At 38.8% G+C, this 21,281-nt stretch carries 18 protein-coding genes; 13 read left to right on the top strand and 5 right to left on the bottom strand.

The features are described from left to right. The first annotated feature begins 145 nt into the window (after positions 1–145). The 5 genes from AC4PID_RS15605 to AC4PID_RS15625 all read left to right on the top strand — a co-directional run bounded on the left by AC4PID_RS15605 (position 146) and on the right by AC4PID_RS15625 (position 7,074). Positions 146–682 (top strand): hypothetical protein, encoded by a 537-nt coding sequence (locus AC4PID_RS15605; protein ID WP_492132913.1) that lies wholly within the window; start codon positions 146–148, stop codon positions 680–682. 143 nt (positions 683–825) lie between these two features. Next, positions 826–1,509 (top strand): D-lyxose/D-mannose family sugar isomerase, encoded by a 684-nt coding sequence (locus tag AC4PID_RS15610; protein WP_492132914.1) that lies wholly within the window; start codon positions 826–828, stop codon positions 1,507–1,509. A gap of 18 nt (positions 1,510–1,527) precedes the next feature. Continuing rightward, entirely contained in the window at positions 1,528–2,472 is a 945-nt protein-coding gene (locus AC4PID_RS15615) for a carbohydrate kinase family protein (RefSeq protein WP_492132915.1), read from the top strand. 155 nt (positions 2,473–2,627) lie between these two features. Then, positions 2,628–3,824: an ROK family transcriptional regulator gene (locus AC4PID_RS15620; RefSeq protein ID WP_492132916.1), complete on the top strand. Its 1,197-nt coding sequence runs from the start codon at positions 2,628–2,630 to the stop codon at positions 3,822–3,824. A 22-nt stretch (positions 3,825–3,846) separates the two neighbouring features. Further along, complete coding sequence (locus AC4PID_RS15625; protein WP_492132917.1) at positions 3,847–7,074, top strand: alpha-mannosidase; 3,228 nt, start codon at positions 3,847–3,849, stop codon at positions 7,072–7,074. Positions 7,075–7,202: 128 nt separating this feature from the next. On the opposite strand, the gene AC4PID_RS15630 is transcribed toward AC4PID_RS15625, so the two are convergent. The 4 genes from AC4PID_RS15630 to AC4PID_RS15645 form a co-directional block, all read right to left on the bottom strand. After that, positions 7,203–7,994: an ABC transporter ATP-binding protein gene (locus AC4PID_RS15630; RefSeq protein WP_492135390.1), complete on the bottom strand. Its 792-nt coding sequence runs from the start codon at positions 7,992–7,994 to the stop codon at positions 7,203–7,205. A gap of 83 nt (positions 7,995–8,077) precedes the next feature. Further along, on the bottom strand, positions 8,078–9,082 hold the full coding sequence (locus tag AC4PID_RS15635; RefSeq protein ID WP_492132918.1) for a FecCD family ABC transporter permease: 1,005 nt from the start codon (positions 9,080–9,082) through the stop codon (positions 8,078–8,080). Next, positions 9,079–10,101: a FecCD family ABC transporter permease gene (locus tag AC4PID_RS15640; protein ID WP_492132919.1), complete on the bottom strand. Its 1,023-nt coding sequence runs from the start codon at positions 10,099–10,101 to the stop codon at positions 9,079–9,081. Before AC4PID_RS15640 ends, AC4PID_RS15635 begins: the two co-directional genes overlap by 4 nt. Further along, the gene (locus AC4PID_RS15645; RefSeq protein WP_492132920.1) at positions 10,098–11,171 is read right to left on the bottom strand and encodes an iron-siderophore ABC transporter substrate-binding protein; all 1,074 of its coding nucleotides are present in this window, start codon (positions 11,169–11,171) and stop codon (positions 10,098–10,100) included. Before AC4PID_RS15645 ends, AC4PID_RS15640 begins: the two co-directional genes overlap by 4 nt. Positions 11,172–11,510: 339 nt before the next feature. Here AC4PID_RS15645 and AC4PID_RS15650 point away from each other — a divergent pair, with 339 nt between their 5' ends. Together AC4PID_RS15650 and AC4PID_RS15655 are read left to right on the top strand one after the other, a co-directional pair. After that, positions 11,511–12,611 (top strand): GNAT family N-acetyltransferase, encoded by a 1,101-nt coding sequence (locus AC4PID_RS15650; protein ID WP_492132921.1) that lies wholly within the window; start codon positions 11,511–11,513, stop codon positions 12,609–12,611. A 39-nt stretch (positions 12,612–12,650) separates the two neighbouring features. Beyond that, positions 12,651–15,338 (top strand): NYN domain-containing protein, encoded by a 2,688-nt coding sequence (locus tag AC4PID_RS15655; protein ID WP_492132922.1) that lies wholly within the window; start codon positions 12,651–12,653, stop codon positions 15,336–15,338. An 84-nt stretch (positions 15,339–15,422) separates the two neighbouring features. Here the strand turns inward: AC4PID_RS15655 and AC4PID_RS15660 are convergent, their stop codons facing one another. Then, on the bottom strand, positions 15,423–16,631 hold the full coding sequence (locus AC4PID_RS15660) for an MFS transporter (protein ID WP_492132923.1): 1,209 nt from the start codon (positions 16,629–16,631) through the stop codon (positions 15,423–15,425). Positions 16,632–16,801: 170 nt separating this feature from the next. Here AC4PID_RS15660 and AC4PID_RS15665 point away from each other — a divergent pair, with 170 nt between their 5' ends. The 6 genes from AC4PID_RS15665 to AC4PID_RS15690 all read left to right on the top strand — a co-directional run bounded on the left by AC4PID_RS15665 (position 16,802) and on the right by AC4PID_RS15690 (position 21,274). Further along, complete coding sequence (locus AC4PID_RS15665) at positions 16,802–18,310, top strand: DNA-3-methyladenine glycosylase 2 family protein (protein ID WP_492132924.1); 1,509 nt, start codon at positions 16,802–16,804, stop codon at positions 18,308–18,310. Next, positions 18,291–18,947, top strand: a complete 657-nt coding sequence (locus tag AC4PID_RS15670; protein WP_492132925.1) for a methylated-DNA--[protein]-cysteine S-methyltransferase — start codon at positions 18,291–18,293, stop codon at positions 18,945–18,947. The genes AC4PID_RS15665 and AC4PID_RS15670 overlap by 20 nt, the downstream gene beginning before the upstream one ends. A gap of 108 nt (positions 18,948–19,055) precedes the next feature. Beyond that, positions 19,056–19,766: a hypothetical protein gene (locus AC4PID_RS15675; protein ID WP_492132926.1), complete on the top strand. Its 711-nt coding sequence runs from the start codon at positions 19,056–19,058 to the stop codon at positions 19,764–19,766. Positions 19,767–19,918: 152 nt separating this feature from the next. Continuing rightward, positions 19,919–20,164 (top strand): helix-turn-helix transcriptional regulator, encoded by a 246-nt coding sequence (locus tag AC4PID_RS15680; protein ID WP_492132927.1) that lies wholly within the window; start codon positions 19,919–19,921, stop codon positions 20,162–20,164. Continuing rightward, the gene (def, locus tag AC4PID_RS15685) at positions 20,154–20,606 is read left to right on the top strand and encodes a peptide deformylase (RefSeq protein WP_492132928.1); all 453 of its coding nucleotides are present in this window, start codon (positions 20,154–20,156) and stop codon (positions 20,604–20,606) included. The genes AC4PID_RS15680 and def overlap by 11 nt, the downstream gene beginning before the upstream one ends. Positions 20,607–20,695: 89 nt before the next feature. Next, positions 20,696–21,274 carry a flavodoxin domain-containing protein gene (locus AC4PID_RS15690; RefSeq protein ID WP_492132929.1) on the top strand — a complete coding sequence of 193 codons (579 nt, stop codon included), beginning with the start codon at positions 20,696–20,698 and terminating at the stop codon, positions 21,272–21,274. Positions 21,275–21,281: the final 7 nt, after the last annotated feature.

Raw genomic sequence — 21,281 nt, forward strand, 5'->3', positions numbered from 1 at the left:
TTGGGGTTTTCTTTATACTTTGTTTGATGAACAATTAGGAGAAAATTATTTTCAGAAGTTTTGAAGAAATATTGAACAATTTAATAGAGCGTGATACTATAAGAAAAGATACTTACATAATGTTACTAAGTAAGGAGGTTATATTTTGATTCTTCATTTAAAGCCTATAGAAGCAAACGAAATTTTATTTCAAATGCTTGAAAAAAGAGGTGTTATCAGACGACTTAAGCCAACTAGAGATAGAATTAAGGTTAACAAAGGTGATTCAGCGTATAAAGAAATTTATCACTCTGATGAGAAGTTTGGTGCGCATAAACTGATTGCTGTCACTACGAATAATCACATACCGACAAAATTCGTTTATCATAACGACCGAGAGGAGTTTTTAATTATAGATCATCATGAATCAGAAGCACTCGTATTGATCGTAGCAAATGATGAAGCAGCAGTTATGAATCAAAAAATTGAGACTAAAAGTTTGTCAGAAGCTGATTTTACTGCGGTGATACTACCTAAAAACCATCCAGAATACAGCTTTTTTACGATGAATCCGAAGTTTGCACATACTGAGGTTTGTTTGATTGAAAGCGATAATCCACCGAGCTTCTATGTAACGGAAGCATTGAACATTGATGAAATCCCTTTAAATTTAATGACGTACAAACTGAGAATAGACGGATGAGGAATTTAGCAATTTATTTACATTATTAATTAGGTGTGAATATTGATTAGGTGTGAATATAAATTAGGTGTTGTTATAAAAAATATGATGGAATGAGTTATGTGATAAAAAAAGTTGTAGATTCTATTATAAAGGAGAAAATTATGAGAAGATCAGAGATTAATCAATCGATAAATTGGGCAAAAGAGTTGTTAGAAAGGCATCAAGTTAAGCTACCCCCATTTGGCTATTGGACGATGGACGATTGGCAAGAAAACAAGGCGAAAGCAGATACGATAAAGCAAGTCATGCTTGGATGGGATATTACAGACTATGGTAAAGACCAATTTGATCAGTTAGGTGCTGTACTTTTTACGCTTAGAAACGGTTCTCTAACCGATAGCACAATAGGAACGCCGTATGCTGAAAAGCTGATCATACTTAAAGAGGGACAAAGACTCCCGATTCATCACCATGCCAGTAAGACTGAAGATATCATCAATCGCGCAGGGGGTATGTTAGCCATAAAACTCTACAACACATTGTCTAATGGTGACGTTGACTATGATACGGATGTAACGGTAGATCTAGATGCTGTAAAAGTAACGCTAAAAGCAGGGGAAGAACTCTTAATTCCACCGGGATGTAGTATTACTTTGAGACCTTATATGTATCATCTATTTTGGGCGAAAGAAGGCTATGGGCCATTGATTTGTGGTGAGGTTTCATCGATTAACGATGATTTAACGGACAATTATAATGCAGAAGATGTCAGTCGATTTTCAACGGTTGAAGAGGATGTACCTGTGTTGCATCCACTCTGTAATGAATACGCTCGAATTCTATAGTAACTAGGAGGTAAAAGTATGTTTGATATTTGTGCTGTGGGAGAACTACTCATTGACTTTACACCTACATCTGAAGGAAACTTTAAACCGAATCCTGGTGGTGCACCCTGTAACTTTTTAACCAGCGCTCAAAAAATGGGGGCAAAAACTGCCTTTATCGGTAAAGTGGGAAAAGATGCATTTGGAACACGTTTAAAAACAGTATTAGAGGAACAGAGTATCGATACCAAATATCTTAAATTAGATGAAAAATATGGTACGACGCTTGCCTTTGTTCATTTGTATCCAAATGGTGACCGAGATTTCAGCTTTTATAGAAAAGGGTGTGCGGATGTAATGCTTGAGCAAAATGATATTGATTTAGAGCTTTTAAATCAAACAAAGGCTTTTCATTTTGGCTCACTGTCTTTTACAGATGAACCAAGTCGTTCAACGGTTTTGACACTTCTAAAAGAAGCAAAGCACAAAGCACTTTTAATTACCTATGATCCGAACTATCGTGCACCGCTTTGGGATTCTAAAACTGAAGCCATAGACTATATGAAAAAAGGTTTAGCGTATGCGGATATCGTCAAGGTTTCGGATGAAGAACTAGAATTATTAACCGGTGAAAAAGATTATAATTTAGGAGCAAATGAGCTTATGTCCTTTGGTCCAAAGATGATTTGTGTGACATTAGGAGATAAAGGCTGTTTTTATAAAACTGCAACTGGCTTAGAGGGAACTGTGAGTGGTGTAAAAGCGAATCAAGTTGATACAACTGGTGCTGGAGACACTTTCTTTGGCGCATTAATCAGTCAGATCGTAACATCCGGTCAATCACTTGAAGAAATTGATCAAGCAACACTTGAAGCCATGATTTTGACTGCAAATACAGCAGCTGCAATCTGTATCGAAGGCTACGGCGGCATCCCCTCTATTCCAACAAAAGAAGTCGTGTTAAATCGTTTAGCTCAGTCTTAGAGTCTATTTTGATATAAGAAATTGATTTTTAAGCAGATATAAAGACGAAACAGATATAGCAAATAAAAAAAGTAGAGCTTCTAAATGAGGTATAACTTATAAACATGACAGAAAAAAGAGAGTTAAAAAATTAAACTTGTGATTGAAGGAGTTTTATGAAAAACAAGTTAAGCTCAGCTAAACCTGAGTTACTCAAAAAAATGAATCAGGAACAGATCCTGAGGCAAATCGTTAAGTCAGGTGAAATTTCTCGTGCAGAACTGTCACGTGTAACTGGACTTGCGTTACCCAGTGTGATGCGACTTGTCGAGCCATTGATAGAAAAAGGTGTCATCAAAGAAGTCCGCGAAGGCGAGTCTACTGGTGGGAGAAAGCCAAATTTGATTGCATTAAATGCACAATACAAGTGGATCATCGGAGTGGAAATTACCAGTAAAATCATCATCACCTTAGCAGATTTTTCAGGAAAAGTAGCAGAAGCTTTTTCATTTGGAATGAACTACGAGGATACCCCAGAAATGGTTCTCGATCAGATAATCAAAGAAATACGCACCTTACTATCACGACATGACATTTTACCGAGTCAGGTAGCTGCAATAGGTGTGGGCACGCCTGGAAGTGATTTTAAGCATAAGGAAGAGAAAAAAGGATTTATTTCTAAGGGCTGGGAGATTATTGACGTTAAGTCTGTATTAGAGCATGCACTTGAGATTCGAACCATAGTTGAAAACGTTTGTCGTACTAGAACCTTAAGTGAAATCTGGTTCGGACATGGGCGAAATGAATCGGATTTTTTATATGCGTTCATCGACTGGGGCGTTGGTATCGGTATCGTCAAACAGGGTACACTAGAGATCGGCTACAATCAAGTTGCAGGTGAGTTTGGCCATACCTCTATCGATCGTAACGGTAGACCCTGTTATTGTGGAAAAAAAGGGTGTATTGAAATGTACGCTTCAGTAGGGGCATTAGTGATCGAAACTAGCCAATTTTATACTGCAGATGAAGACGAAGATGCCAAACATATGACCGAGTCTGAGTACTTTGAATGGCTTGTATTGCATAAAGAGAGACCAGAAATTATGAGTGAAATAGCTGAACTTTCAAATGCGCTTGCTTTTGCACTTGCAAATGTGATCAATCTCATGAATCCAAAGATGGTGGTTCTAGGAGGCGTCCTTCCTAGACTAATACCAGAAATTGTCGATAACATTAAAGCGATCATACCAGAATATATATTTCATAACTTGGCAATTACAACTCCCATTTTACAAAGTGATGTCAACAATGAGAACGAATGCTTAGGCAGCATCGCATTGGTCATCCAAAACGAACTAATTGAACGTGATTAACTTGATTTAGTAGGAGGCAGCAGTGAGAATTCAGCGTACCTTGACCTTGTTACAGAGTAAAATGAGATCCGAAATACTGGAGATTAATTGTATTTGGTGGCTTGATGGCGATTTCAATACCTATTCAAGTATGAAACGTGAGATAGAAATAAATGAGTTGAATTATGGATTAGAATATAAAAAGCTACCTTATTTTATAGGCAAAAGCAATGAACGCTATGCTTTTGGTACGAATATTCAGTTACCGAAATTAGATAGTTCATATGACTATTACATTGAGTTATCAACAGGAAGAGAAGGCACTTGGGATGCGGTCAATCCGCAAATGTTAGCCTATATCAACGGAGAAGTCGTCTGCGGTCTTGACACCAACCATAGAAGAATTTATCTCAATAATAAATATTCTAATACAGAGATTGAACTTGCGATTCATCTGTATACTGGGATGGCTCAAGGCGATATTGTACTTAGGATGAAACTCATACAAATCAATAAAGCCATTAAGTCTACCTACTTTGATTTAAAGGTACTTGCTGATTCCATTGTCGCATTACAAAACGCTAAGCTACCGTACGAAACGCTTCAAAATAAGGTTTTAACGTCTATCTATAGCCAAACCTTCGGTAGTGATCTCAAACAGTTTGAAGCGTCGGCAAAAGTGTTATCGCAAAAACTTCATGAGACTTGCTACGGTTATGTAGGCGATGTAGGCGTTTCACAAAAAACAGTTCATGCAGTGGGTCATACACATATAGATGTTGCTTGGCTGTGGGATTTGAAGCAAACACATGAAAAAGTCACTAGAAGTTATGCAACGGCTCTTGACCTTCAAGAGCGTTTCGATAGCTACCGATTCATGGCGAGTCAACCCATCCTCTATGAATTTTTAAATGAAGCACATCCAGAGCTTTTAGAAAAAATCAAAATGCAGACGGACCGTGAAAAATGGGAATCAGAAGGTGCAATGTACCTTGAAGCAGACTGTAACTTATCAAGTGGCGAGTCGTTAATCAGACAGATAGAACACGGTCAGCGGTACTTTGAGACAACTTTTGGTAGAGAAAGTCATGGGCTTTGGTTGCCTGATGTGTTCGGCTATAGTGCCGCTTTACCGCAGATTCTCAACTCGTTTGAACTGGAGTGGTTTGTTACCTCGAAAATCTCATGGAACGATACCAATAAGCTCCCATATGATAGCTTTATGTGGGAAGGCATCGATGGCAGTCAAATTCCAACCCAGTTTATTACGACCATCAGCGTTGAAACACTTAACAAGGGTGAATTCAAAAGTATATATGAGGGCAATATGACGCCATCTGAGGTACTGGGAAGCGTGCTTAGGCATCAGCAAAAAGACATCATGCCACATTGTATCATGCCATTTGGCTATGGTGATGGTGGTGGCGGTGCAACAGAAGAGATGCTTGAGACCTTTGAAAGACTGCAAATGGGAATAGAGGGCATGCCGAAAGTTGAGTCTTCATCTATGAAATCCTTTTTTTCAACTTTTTTCAGTGTGCCAATTGAGCGACTCCCAATTTGGAAGGGAGAACTCTATTTGGAATACCATAGAGGCACCTATACCACAAATGGTAAGATCAAACAGCTTCACAGAACACTTGAGGATCGATTGATAAACCTAGAAAAATTACACGTCATAGGCCAACTGAATGCCTATCTAAATCATCATGAACCAATGAATAGGATTGATCTTGATGCGGAATGGCGCGTGGTACTATTAAATGAATTTCATGATATATTACCAGGGACTTCAATAGAGAAGGTATATGAAGATGCCTTTAGACAGCTAGAAAGCGCTATTGAATCAATTAGTATTAAAACGCAAAGTATGATTGAAAAGCAAAATAATTTAGGTAATTCATTATTAGTGATTCAATCTTCAAATGAAAAAAATGCGATGGGGCCATTTATGAGCCGGATCCCTTCTAATATTGTTTTAGAAGCTGGTAGAAGCATTCACCTCATTGATAGCTTAAAGACAAATGAAATAATCATTCAAGCTTTAGGTCATGGTAATTGTATCTATGATATCCAAGTGAATCTCACAAATCAAACTGAAAAATTATCAAATGGTGTGGCTTTAAATGACATAATTTCATACAATTTAAAACCATTTGAAAGCCTGCAATTTGATTTGCCTAGTGAGATCAACCAAAATCAAATTTCTTTTTCAAACCTGAATAGATTAATAGATGCAACGATCAATGTTGGTAACTACAAAATTGAGTTTAATCAAGAAGGGGATATCGTCTCATTATTTGATTTAAAATTGCAAAGAGAGATGCTATCAAAGAATAGTGTTTTGGGGCTAAAACTGTTCGAGGACCATCCACTCAGATGGGATGCATGGGACATAGACATCGACTATAGAAAATTCCCACTGAAATGGTCTAAGAATCCCACATTTGATATAAGTGAGGGGCCAATTGCCACAACTGTAAAGGTGACGAAAACCTATTCAATGAGTCAGGTATCAACCACATATGTTTTTTATAAAAGTGCTATTTCATCCTTTGATATCCTGTTTAACGTAGATTGGCAAGACCACCATGTACTGCTGAGATTAGAAGGTGATTTTAACTTAAATCCATTAGAGGCAACATATGATATTCAATTTGGCGAAGTAAAGCGACCTAATGATTTTGATAATACCTATCACCAAGCTATGTTTGAGGTATGTGCTCAGCACTATGGTATCCTTCAAGATGATGCATATGGTGTTGCTTTCATCAGTAACGATAAATTTGGCTATAACAGTTATCAAAATCAATTAGGTATTACGTTACTAAAATCACCAACATGGCCAAATCCAAATTCAGATCAGGGTGAAGCTTCATTTAAAGTGAGTGTAAAAACTGGATCTGCTAATGAGTTTAGTTATGATTCTCTCATGTCGATTATTAAACAGCCTTTGATGGTGTTCATAGATTCAATATCAAAAGAATCAATTACCAAAAGTGATGAAGGCTTTGAATTTTCAACTTTGATAGAAATTCCGAAGCAGCTATCATTTGAGTCCACTCGAGTCATCGGTGCAAATGCAATAGAAATAAGACTATGTGATCGCAGTGGTCAGAATGGCATTATCGAAATCGATAGATTTGACAAAACCAATATTTTTGCAAGTATTGAAAAAGTGAATTTGAAAGGTAAGACCATTGAGGAATGTAAGCAGCAGATAAATTACAAAGCATTTGAAATCATTACACTCAAAGTAGTTATGATCTAATTATCTGAGAACAAGTCAAAGTAGAGATTAAATTACGGTATAAGCTAAATGCCCCTTAAATTTTGAGTACAATATTAGGTGGATCACCTGTATTGACACACAAAATTCAAGGGGCATTTATTTATATATCAGATTTTGGCATGATGTCTACCAATTGGAATTATCATTGGCGTCCCTGAAACGGGATCCTTTATAACCGTTGAGGTGAGATTAAAGACCGTATCTATAAGCTCAGGTGTAATAATGGCTTCAGGCGTACCTTCTGAAATCAACTTACCATCTTTGATTGCAAAAAGGTAATCTGCGTATCTTGCAGATAAATTTATGTCATGAAGCACCATAACGATGGTAGTCCCTTTTTTGCGATTTAAATCAGTCAAAAGATCTAAAATCTCGACTTGATAAGCAATATCTAAAAAGGTAGTTGGCTCATCTAAAAGTAAGATGTCAGTATCTTGAGCTAGCGCCATTGCAATCCAGACGCGTTGCCTTTGACCACCAGATAGCTCATCCACACAACGGTCGGCAAGATGCGTAATCCCCATAAGCGACAAAGCCTCCTCAACCGCTTCAAAATCGTGATGCCCCAAACCTTTTAAAAAGGATTGATAAGGATATCGCCCCCTAGAAACAAGGTCTGCGACTGTAATTCCCTCTGGTACAACCGGTGATTGTGGCAGTAACCCTAGCTGTCGTGCTAGTTCTTTAGGCTGGTATTGGTTCAAAGCTTTATTTCCCAAAGAGACATTGCCATCCATCGGCTTAATTAACCGCGAAAGCGTTTTTAATAGCGTTGATTTACCACAGGCGTTGGCACCGATAATCACACTGATTTTATGGTTGGGGATGTTAATTTCAACGTCATTTACAATCACTTTATTATCATATCCCGAGGTCAAGTTTTTTGCAGATAGACCCATATCAGTAGCAGGTTGATTTGCTAAAGTTTTATTTGAGATTATTTGATTAGAGGTTGTTTTTTTAGTCTTAACAGGTTGATCCATTATGCAGTGCCTCCTTTTTGATTCATTCTAATGAGTAAAAATAGTAAGTAGGGTGCACCAAGAATACCGGTTACGACGCCAACTGGATATTGAAAAGGCAATGCAAATTGTCCAATCAGATCCGCTGAAAGAACGAGTACACTACCAATTAAACCTGCTGCAATTGGTGCGGTTGCACCTATCTTTTTCGCGATTGGTCCCGATAAGAAGGATACAAAGGCAATTGGTCCTGTTATGGAAGTTGCAAAGGCTAATAAAACAACGGAGCAAAGTACCAAAGCAACTCTAACAAGATGTGTTCGTACGCCAAGTGTTATGGCGGATGGATCACCTAATTCTAACAGCTTAAGTTGATTGCTCAGCAAAGATAGAAGCAAACCAAATACGAGTACGATTGGTAGCAGCAAACTGACATTGGAGAGACGCATACCATTTAAGCTACCGCTTAGCCATCGCATAGCTGCAGGAATATCGTATTGTGATGCTCTAAGTAGTAGGAATGAGATAATTGAATTTAAGATTGCCTGAACGCCAATACCGATTAGGATCAAACGACCACCTGAAAATTGTCCTCCCTTGGAGAGTCCATAAATAATAAGGGCAACGATTAAACCCGATAGAACAGAGGCTAATGCAACTGTAGTACCGCTTGTTTTAAGGACGAGAATACAAAAGACAGCTGTGACACTAGAGCCAGCGGTTATACCGATGATATCGGGGCTTGCTAATGGATTCCGTAACATGGTTTGAAAGGTAGCACCCGCCATCCCGAATGATAATCCAACTAAAACTCCAATTAATAGTCTCGGCAATCTCAGTGTTTTAATTGCAAAGGTAGCACCTTTTATGGTTTCACCATTTAATACACGCATGACGGTTGCTATATCATAGTTTGTATTGCCGAGAGTTAAGGCTAAGACACTTAAAATACTAAGTAAAACCAACAGGCAGATGAAGATCAGACGGTTCTTTCGTCTGTGTTTTTGATAGAGTTTTTTAATCATAATGTTCGTACCTTAGCCTTCATAGCAATGAGTATCAATACGGGTGCGCCGATAAAGGCAGTTACAATCCCTGCTTCAAGCTCACCTGGTGACCCGATTAATCTGCCTATAACATCTGAGATGGTTAATAATACTGCACCACCAATCGCTGAAAAGGGGATGATGATTTTTAGATTTGGGCCACTGATAAGTCGAATCACATGTGGTACCATCAATCCAACGAATCCTATGGGTCCAGCAAATGCAGTCGTGGCACCACATAATATTACACCTGAAACCGTAGCAAACAATCGAATTAATCGTGTATTAACACCTAGTCCAGTCGCAACATCATCACCGAGTGAGAGTGCATCAAGTGCTGGCGTAACGATAAAACCTAAGACTAATGCAAAGCCAACAACCGGAGTGAGGATCGCCAGTTTAGACCAGTCACCACCGCTAATGCTCCCAACCTGCCAAAATCTGAAAGCGTTCATAACATCGACTCTTGGTAATATGATTGCGCTGACAAGTGATGAGAGTGCTGCACTGGTTGCTGCACCTGCAAGTGCAAGTTTGATAGGGGTAGCCCCACCGGACCCTAATGAACCGATCCCATAGACAAAAATCGTTGTTAAAGCAGCTCCGATGAGTGCAAACAAAATATAAGCACCTGAAGTGTTAACGTTAAAGAATGCTATTCCTAAAACGACCAGTAGAGAAGCGCCTGTGTTAACGCCTAGAATACTTGGATCTGCAATTGGATTTCGCGTGACCGACTGCATAAGAGCACCAGATACACCAAGAGCTGCACCAGCAAGTAAACCAAATAAAGTCCGCGGTATTCTTTCGTTAAGTACAAGCGCATTCATCGTATTACTCATCTCGTTATTCATTGAATCATTCATTAAGTTTCCCAAAATTTCTATGACTTCTTTAAAGGGTATGTTTCTTGCGCCAAAGGCAAGTGATATTAAAATAGTAAAGACCAGTAGCAGAATGCTACCGGTCACTAAAACAGTTAATTTTTTACGTATCATTTTACTAAATCAGCTGCCTCTCCAATTAATTTTAAATATTCATCAATTGTTGCTGGTATAGATAACGCACTAGGTGTGCCAGATGCTGCAAGTGGCGTGTTGTCTTCTATGATCGCAACAGATCCTCTTTGTACTGCCGGAATTGTGCTTAAAAGTGCATCTGATTGAAGTGCTTCTAAAAGTGTGTCAGAACCGTAAGTGATGATAATGTCGACATCTTGTAGCTGGTCCGCGTTTTCTGCACTTAATGAAATGGCAAAGCTTGCATCATCTTCAGCTAATGCTAAAACACTTTCAGGAAATGCCATACCCAAATCTGTTAGGTAGGCTGCTCTTGGATCTGCTGGTAGATAAACATAGAAGCTACCTAAGTCTGCGGGGTTAAAGTAGAAGAATGCTGCTTTCTTACCAGTAAGTTGCGGATATTCTGATGTTTTATTTGCAATTAATGTCTCTAGGTCTGTAACAAGTGCTTCACCTTCTGCTTCAAGTCCCATTCCTTTGGCATCCATTTTGATTTGATCTCTCCAGTAGGTTTGCCATGGTAATGTTGGGTAGGCAATGACAGGTGCAATCTCACTTAACAGATCGTATTCCTCTTGAGTTAAACCCGAATAGGCAGCAAGTATCACATCTGGCTCAGAGTCAGCAATAGCTTCAAAGTTAAGCCCAGCTAGATCATCGTATAATACAGGTGCATCTACACCTAATTCTTTAAATTTATCAGACGTCCATGGTAACATGCCACTACCATCTGTTACGCCGTAATTTGCCATAGAAATACCTACAGGAACGACGCCAAGTGCAAGAGGTGTATCCTGATTTCCCCATGAGATCGTTGCAATTCTTTCAGGTTTGCTTTCTAAAATAGTTTCACCGAAAGCATGTTCAATGACTAGGGGATAGATTACTTCTGAATCTTGAGAAACCTCGGATGTAACAGAAGTTGTTTCTGAGGTTGTCATTTCTGCTGTTGTCGTTTCAGTTACATTTTTTGAACCACATCCGGTTAGTAAAATTGTAGTTGCGAGTACGATGGCACTAATAGATTTTAAATGGTTGAATTTCATAAGTTTCCCTTTCTAACTTCATATTTTCTTTCTAGTAATTAAATAATTCCTCATTTTTGGAAACAGAATTACGTAAAAAGCTCTAAATGAATATTATTATCATTCTCAATTAGAGTCAAGTTTATTTTTGTTTTTTATGATTTTAATCTAAAATTTATAATGGATTTCATTATAAATTTACCATTTTATTATTCTAATCTCATTTATAGAAGTTTTGTAAACGCTATATATTAAAGGTTTAAATCTACATAGACTAATAATTTCAAAGAAAGAAAGGATTTTGATTTCATTTGTAGAATATACATCTTAGAAAAACTAGGAAAGCAAGTGAGGTGTCATATGAAACTATCAAAAGACAAAAGCATTATCATTAAGCAATTGAGAAAAGGTGAGTTTGTACCTTACAATGTAATTGGCGTTCTTGAAAATAGGGACTTTAATGTCTACTTTGACGATGAGAGTGGCACGGTTTGGGCTGAGAATGAGTATTTTAATTATGTATATGGTGACATCACTCTTATAAAAGAAAAGGTAGCAGGTTTAGAAACTGGTTTTTATGGCTTTTCTGCAGTCAGGGGAGATATCGCTGAGGCTATATATCGTGATTATCTGTTGCATTGGTACGAGCCAACTGACCGCTATTTGCATAAGGGACAAAACTTTGGTGAATTATCAATATGCCCATATGAACTGGTTAGCTTAAGCTTGGATGAGGCAGAAGGTATCGATAATCGTTATGAGTATCAACAAGAAGGGTCACTTGAGAAAATAAAGGATGCCATCATTAACCGACCTACCTCAGCGATCTATATTGATGGTGAGCTGGCAAGCTATGTTCTCGTACATGAAGATAATTCTATCGGTTATATGTTTACGCTTGAAAAATATAGAAAACATGGCTTAGGGTATTGGGTAACCCTTGATATTTTAAAGAAGATGCAGGATAAGGGATCACTTTCTTTTGTAGAAATCAATCAGAAAAACTACAAGTCTCAAGGCTTGGCTGCAAAGACTGGATTTGTAAAGGATGCATTTACGCCTTGGTTTGGCATCATTAAAGGTCGTCCAAACTGGTTTGACGAATGGCAACCTTTTGGTCAATCGCCTTTTTTGTTTACGACACTCGTCCATTTAAGACACGTCGATCAACTAACTGAAACTAACCTTCAAGGTATTTTTCACAAAATTGAGGGTGGTTATACCTTCGAAATCTGCGAAGAAAACAATAAGTGTGCAACTGGAACGATAATGGTTGATGCGAGTGATGAGGCTTTTGTGTTAAAGGTTGAGGAAACAACTTTGTCAACATATGAGATATTAAAAGTTTTAGTGACTTATTTTCCTGAAACGCAAGCGAGTATTGTTTTGCCATATGAGTCTGAACTGGTTGGTCAGATTGGCTGTATCGTTGGATTACAGGATTTGATAGAGAAAAAATAGTGAAAATATGGTATGCTAAATGCTATGAGAGGTTATGAAATGGAAAAAAGAGTAATTGGCATTTTAGCACATGTTGATTCTGGCAAAACGACTTTGTCAGAAGCTTTATTATATAAAAGTGGTAAAACAAGAAAACTAGGTCGCGTTGATAACCAAGACGCCTATCTGGATACGTATGATTTAGAAAAAGCACGAGGAATCACCATTTTTTCAAAGCAAGCGGTTTTTGAATATGATGGCATTACCTACAATTTGTTGGATACCCCGGGACATGTTGATTTTTCTGCAGAAATGGAGAGAACATTACAGGTTTTAGACTATGCCATATTAGTGGTGAGCGGTGCAGATGGTGTTCAAGGCCATACTAAAACAGTGTGGCGTTTGCTTGAGAGCTATAAAGTTCCGACCTTTATTTTTGTCAATAAGATGGATCAAGAGGGTGCCAGCAAAGAAATGGTTTTATCACAGATTAAACGTCAATTGAGCGATCATTGTATCGATTTTACGGATACTTTGACCGCTTCTTTTAGTGAGGAAATCGCTTTAACCAGTGAAGACTTGATGCATCAATATCTTAAAGAAGGCAATGTATCCCATGAAGCGATTATAGATAAAATAGCTGAGAGATGTATTTTTCCTGTTTTCTATGGATCGGCTCTAAAAATGCAAGGAATAGACGCATTTATTGAAGGGTTAAGCTATTTTACTCAAAATAAAAAGTATGTGAGTGCTTTTGGTGCTAGGATTTTTAAAATTGCTAGAGATGAGCAGGGAAACCGATTAACGTACATGAAGATTACCGGTGGTTCACTTTCCGTTAAGGATCAACTCATGACATCACAGTGGAGTGAAAAGGTTAACCAAATCAGAATTTACTCTGGCTCAAAATATGAGATTGTAACAAGTGTCGATGCAGGTACAGTGTGTGCCGTTACTGGATTATCCCAGTCAAAGGCTGGAGAAGGACTTGGTATAGAAGTAGACAAGGATGGTCATAAGCCTCTATTAGAGCCTGTTTTAAACTATCAACTTGTATTCCCAGAGTCCTCTGATGCGCGCATGATGCTACTTAAACTCAAGCAAATAGAAGATGAAGAACCAGAACTCAGTTTTGAATGGGACGAAGAAACCAGTAACATACAGGTCAACCTTTTTGGTGAGGTACAAACTGAAATTTTACAGAGTATCGTATTGGAGCGATTTGATGTCTTAATAAACTATGGGCATAGTCGAATTGTATATAAAGAGACGATTCTAGATACCGTAGAAGGCGTGGGGCACTTTGAACCACTTAGACATTATTCTGAGGTACACCTTCTTTTAGAGCCGTTACCTCGAGGGAGTGGTTTACAGTTTGAAACCAATTGTTCAGAGGATGAACTGGCTAAAAACTGGCAAAGGCTTGTTTTAACGCATCTGGGGGAAAAGGCACATCGAGGCATTTTGATTGGTGCTGAGCTAACCGATGTGAAGATTACTTTGGTTGCAGGGCGTGCACACAACAAACACACCGAAGGCGGCGACTTTAGAGAAGCAACGTTTAGAGCTGTGAGACAGGGACTTATGGAGGCTGAATCGCAGATTCTTGAGCCATATTATAGCTTTCAGCTTCATATTCCCGATGCTTATGTAGGTCGTGCCATGACCGATATCGATCAAAGATTTGGAAGCTGTGAGGTCACTTTACAGGAAGGTGGATGGACGCTATTAACCGGTACTGGTCCTGTGGCTACGCTTCGCAATTACTATAAAGAAGTGGTGGCATATACAAAGGGTGAAGGTCTTTTGTTCATGACTGTGGACGGCTATGACGTTTGCCATAACACGGAAGAGGTTTTTGAAGCGGCGAATTACGATCCAGAGCGCGATCTTAGAAATCCAAGCGCATCTGTGTTCTGTGCGCAGGGGACAGGTTTTATCGTCTCGTGGGATCAGGTAAAGGATTATATGCATGTGCCAAGTGTTTTAAAGCCTGAAAGACAGTTGTTTGATTTAAATGCACCAATAAAAGAGACGGTGAGCAGTGGCAATTTGAGTCTTGAAGAAATTGATTCGATCATCAATCAAACGGCTTTTGCCAACAGTGGACGCAAGTCTATGTGGCGAGATAAAAGGCGGAATAGTGAGCGTTTGGGATGGTCGTATGGTGGATATGAGACGGATAGAAATGGTAAATCAGGGCGTGAGACAGACTACAATACTCTAAAACTAAAAGAGTCCTATCTCTTGGTAGATGGTTATAATGTCGTGTTTGCATGGGACGAACTGAAGGTTTTGTCTGAGACCAGTTTAGATGCGGCTAGGGATAAGCTGTTAGAGCGATTATCTGATTATCAAGCGATAAAAAAATCAAATATCATCGTCGTCTTTGATGCTTATAAGGTGGCAGGAAGACGCGAATCGGTTGAGATGTATCATAATATAAAAGTGATTTTCACAGCTGAAGCACAAACTGCAGATCAATACATCGAGAAATTTGCACATGATCATAGCAGTGAATATCAGATAACCGTAGCCACTTCAGATGGCATGCAGCAGATGATTATCCGAGGTGCAGGGTGCTTACTGATGTCATCAAGAGAACTAAAAGAGGACATGGAGCGGGTATCAGAAGAGATAAGAGCACAGTATCTAAAAACCACAAGTGGTGTAAAAAGTTCAGTTGATCAGGGCTTAAGTGAAGCCGATCTGGAGAAACTTAGACGCGTAATTAAGGATTCAGAGTAAGTGTGTAAAAAATAGGCATATGAAAGACCACACATTTTTAAAGATTAAGCTTTAATTATGTGTGGTCTTTTTTACTTATATAAATTATGTGCCAATCGTACTTTCTTTTTTTGCCACTTGTCGCTTAAACAAACTATAAAATAGCCAAGTTGCAATTAAATAAAACACAATGGTAAGTGCGTAAGGTGAGTTATAGCCATACTTGGCCATCATTGCACCACCGACATAGATGCCAAGTGCTCTTGTGATGTTGTTCATCATAGCACGCATGGCGCTCATCAGTGGTCGATGTTGATCTTCGACAATATGCATGGAGATGTTTCTGATAAGGGGCTGTCCCATATTCATCAGTGAGCTTCTCAAGAAAAATGCAATTGCGACGACGACTAACCCCTGTGGTAAGCCTATGGCCACGAGCAGTGGAATGCTAAGCAGCTGTGTGATGATAATGGTTTTATAATTGCCAATCTTTTTATCGAGCATCGGTACCACGAGTCCGCCGATTACTGTGCCTAGTTGAGCAAAGCTTAAGATCAGACCAACGATACCTTCTGTGGTATCCAACATGTATTTTAAATAGACGCCAAAGAAGGGTACGATAAGGCCTGCGCCTAGTCCTATAATGCCTGTATAGGCTAAGAAGAGGACATTGAAGCTGGTAAAGAAACCTTTGATTTCTTTTAAGTTCAATCGTTTTTGTTCTGCCATTGGCTTGGATTTTAATTGACTCAGTGGAACGATGGCGATGATGCTCATGAGACTGACGAGAATCAGTGCATAACGAATGGGCAATATGCCGATGCCAAACTTAATTGTAAATAAATCCGTTAGATAACCAGTTGCCAATGAGCCTGTCATAAAAGCTGCATTTCGAGTTGCAAAGGTGAGGCTGAACGCATGAACACGTTCTTCACTTGAAGTTTGATCGTAAATAAAGGGTGATTCTACAGTGAGCATGGCTGCCTGTCCAAGTCCAAAGAATACAGATACCACTGACATCCAAAGGAGGTTATCGTAGCTGACAATGGCAATACTAGAGAGTCCAACAACAAAGAGTCCAAAAATAAGCGTTTTTTTGTAGCCAATCCTTGCGGCGATCCATGTGATTAAGAATGCAGTAATGCCCACTGAAAGCTGTCGCAAGGATAGAAGTGTACCCACTACAGACTCTGAATAGCCAAGCTCTTTTACATATATGCCAAAGAAACCATTGAATGAAGCCGAAGTTAGACCATATAAAAAGACGACCAATATGAATTTTTTAATTATCCGATTTAAATGTCGATATCCCATAGTTTTAGTATACTACAAGAATCATTAGTGTTGCAAATATTTCGGGTGTCTATATAAAATGATTCGATGTATTTGCTTATGTCCGATTTTGAGTGTTTTTTTATCCGCTATAATGCTAATATTAGATTATGGACTATATTATTATAAGGACTAGAAAAAGGGAGTCGACTATGCTGGATTATAAAAGCTGTTATGAAGCTGTGAAATCAAAAGATGCACGTTTTGACGGCAAGTTTTTTACCGCTGTGAAAACCACAAAAATATATTGTCGTCCCATCTGTAAAGTACCTGCACCGAAGGAAGAAAACTGTGATTTTTACGAGACCAGTGCTGAAGCTGAGGCAGCTGGATTTCGTCCCTGTATGCGTTGTCGTCCAGAGTTAGCACCTGAGTTTTCAGAGTTTAATCAGGAAACGGTTTTAATCGGTCAGTGCCTAAGATTTTTTGAAAAGAACGAATATGGTTCAAATCTAATCAAGCAAGCTGCAGAAGAGCTTGGCATTTCAGAAAGACACATACATCGACTGTTCGTATCAGAGCTAGGGGTAAGCCCTAAGCAATATATAATGACGAAACGTCTTTTAAATGCAAAGCAATTACTTCAAAGTACAAATCTTTCTGTGACAGAGATAGCTGGCAGGGTTGGCTTCGGAAGTCAAACGCGACTCACTGATACGATGAAACTAAGATATGGCATTACACCTAGAGATCTTAGAAAATCAGGTAAGAGTCTCAATGAAGTTAAAGTCAAGCTCGGCTATAGACCGCCCTATGATTGGGATCAAATGCTCATGTTCTTTAAAATGAGAGCCATCCCCGGTGTAGAATGGGTGACTTCAGATGGCCTCTACAGACGGATACTTAGAATGGATGATCATCATGTTGGCTGGATTGAATTAAAACCAAATCGTACATCGCATTATCTAGAACTTAAGGTAAGCGAATCACTTGAGCCTGTTTTATTACAGGTCATTGAAAAAGTAAAACGCGTTTTTGATCTCAGTCTCGATCCTTTGTCTTTACCTATGGGAATCGATCGTGGCACCAGATTACCTGGTAGCTTTGATGCATTTGAGATGTCTGTAAGAGCGGTTATTGGTCAACAGATCTCTGTGGTCGCTGCGACGACTTTAATGGGAAGGTTGGTAAAGCAAACGGGTACACCGATTCAAACTCCATGGGAACAGCTGTCGCACGTCTTTCCAAAACCCAAAGAGATATTGGTTATTGATGACATCGAGGGTACCTTTGGGAGCTTGGGAATCATTCGAACGCGGTCTCAAACGATTTATGCGTTGGCTGATGAAATTGAATCCAACAGACTGAATTTAGATCCAGTGGCTCAAGTTGATTTTAAACCTGAGCGGATCATCGATACGCTAATGCAAATTAAAGGTATAGGACGGTGGACGGCTGAATACATTACGATGCGGGCATTGTCTTGGCCGGATGTGTTTTTAAATACGGATATGGTTATCAAACAAAATTTGTTACCACGCTTAAAGGACGCCGCGGGGACTGGTTTACATGATTTAAAAGCGACGATGAAGCCATATGGCTTTGATAAGTTATATATGGGGGTCAGTGAGACTTTTGCAGAGGCCTATCGACCATGGCGAAGCTACCTAACTTTGGCGATATGGAGAGGAGGACTTACAGATGAAATCGAGTCATGTTAAACAATTGAATAAAAAAGAACAATCAATTAATAAAGATCAATCAACGGATAAAGTACTTTTAAAAAATGATGAACTTTCAAAGGAGAAAAATGTAATGAATCCCAGCTATATAAAGTTTGATTCACCATGGGGAGAGAGTCTTTTAAAAATTGATGCGACTGGTGCGATCAATGGCTTTTGGTTCTATGGACAAAAGTACTTTCCAAAGATCAATGCGGCGCTGATTATAGATGCTCCTGATTTTCTCATAGACTCAGATCAATCGACACTGCAAATGAAGGATAGTTTTGTCAGGTTCCAATCCGAAATTGAAGCCTATGCTAGAGGTGAAATAAGTGCATCTAATTCAGAGCTTGCTCCAGAAGGGACGGATTTTCAAAAGTTGGTATGGGCTTTGCTTCTAGAAGTGCCTTATGGTGAAACCTCGACCTATGGTGTACTTGCAAGTGCTGCAGCGCAAAAGCTGGGGAAGGCGTCAATGTCCGCTCAGGCAGTGGGTCAAGCGGTGGGGCATAATCCAATTTCTGTGGTAATCCCATGTCACAGAATATTGGGTAAATCAGGTGATCTTACAGGCTATGCTGGAGGATTGGATAAAAAAATTGCACTTCTTAAACGAGAGGGCATTATCGTTTAGTAAGAGTAAAATGGAAAAGCGTTTTGGTGAATTTTAACACAGCGGTATGATTGAGAACAATTATCAATGGGTATAAACTTTCTTGGAAATTGAAAGGGAGGTCCCGTTATGATAAAGTTCAAAACTAAAATTATAAGAGTTTCAGAGGCACCAGAAGGTGTGTGGACGTATGCACTTGAAATTCCTCAAGGCTTTGGGTGGGATGAAGGCACGCATATGCATGTTGCAAATTTAGGGTTTGATGAGGGTGATGCACCTAATCGTGACCAGATCAGACATATGTCAGTCATGTCGCTACCAACGGAAGGGTATTTGGGATTTACAACAAAAATCGACGCAGAGCCTTCAGAATTTAAGTCTGTCCTTAAGGATTTAAAGGAAGGCGATTCACTCGTTTTATTTAAATTTGGTTCGAGAATGGTACTAAGACGTGAAGAACGACCAATTTTATTGCTCTCTATGGGCGTTGGCATCGCAACGATGCGACCTCTCATCTTAAAATATAAAGAAGATCGTAGTGGTATTTCTGAGCTTTACAGTATCAACGTCAACGGAGACGGTGATTATGTCTATTACGATGAAATAGAGCCTTTGGTGGGTGATGGGTTTGACACGGTTTGGTGCCGACATAGAACGGAGTATTACGAAAGACTTGCTGATTTGGTTAAGGCGAAAAGTCCCATTTGCTATGTGGTTGGAAATGATGCCTTTATTAAGGAGCATATATTAAAGCTGAGAAGTTTAAAGGTTTCTGACAACGATATCATCGTCGATAAGAAACCAGAAATCAGAAGAGATTATTATCACCTTAGAGATTAGTCATGATAGCCTGCAAACGATCAAAATAAAAAAAGCGCTGGTTCATATTACATTATGAATCAGCGCTTTTTTATATTAATTTTCCGATTGACATTAATTGATTAAGAGATTATTATCAAAGTGATGTAAGGTTAACATTACAAGGAGCAAATATGAAAAATAAACTAAAAGAATTACGAGAAGAAAATGGATTAACACAGGAGCAATTAGGGGAAATGGTTGGTGTTTCAAGACAGGCGATTATCGCAATCGAGTCAGAGAAAAATGAACCATCAATTTGGTTGGCACACGATCTTGCATCTGTTTTCAAATTACCGATAGAAGAAGTTTTTTTATTTGATGAAAGTGAAAGAAAATCCAGAGCTGAGGTGAGCAGGAGGATAAAAATTGGCGCTTAGAAAGATTAAACAATTTGACGATGTATTTTTAAGTAAAGTAAGCAAACCGATCGAAGAAGTGGATGATCGCATCAGAGAAATCTTGGATGATATGGTGGAGACCATGTATCATGAGCCCAATGGTGGTGGACTGGCTGCTGTTCAAGTGGGTATACTCAAAAGACTGGTGGTTGCAGACATGGGTACGGGACTTTATAAGCTAGTTAATCCAGTAATAGTAGAAAAAATTGGAGAGCAGACGGTTGTTGAAGGCTGTTTAAGCTATCCAGGTGTTTGGGGTAGAGTCAAACGACCATTGAAGGTTGTTGTTGAAGCATTAGATGAGTATGGAAAACCACAGCGTATAGAAGCTGTTGGTGCTCTAGCAAAGTGCTTCTGTCATGAAATTGATCATCTGGATGGTATTGTTTTTAAAGAAAAGGTATTCGAATATATCGATTAATAAATGCGCCAGTTCTAGATAGATTTTAATCTAACACTATTCTATATCTTATAAAATTCGTGTATGCTAATAAAAATGAGGTGATTATAATGTTAGGAATAGTTGTATATAGGTCAAAAACTGGTTATACAAAACGATATGCTGAGTTGATTAGCGATCAGCTGTCATTTAAATGTAAGTCTATAACGGATCTTACAGAGTCTGAACTATCTCAATATGATATTATTCTATATGGCGGTAGTTTACATGCATCTGGTATAAATGGTTTAACAAAATTGAAACAGCTTTTAAAGTCTGATGACGAATCGAAGCTAAAACTCGTATTTGCAGTAGGGGCAACGCCATATACAGAAGGAGTTGAAACAGAGTTAAGTCAAGCAAATCAAGGGACATTTCCAGCTTCTGAACTCTCAAAAGGTCAAAGTAAAGGGATTCCCTTATTCTATTTAAGAGGTGGTTTTAATTTCAAGAAGTTAAACCTTGGTGATAAAATTTTAATGCAATTATTAAAAATGAAGATTAAAATTAAAAGTGAGGCAAATCGTACCGCTGACGAACGGGGGATGTTAGCCGCTTATAGTCGTGTAATTGATTTTGTAAGAGCAGACAAAACGTTACCGATTGTTCGTTATATTTCCGCGCTTCAAAATGAAAACAGTAATGAATAAGGGAGGC

The organism is Fusibacter sp. QWL-12 (assembly GCF_058683495.1).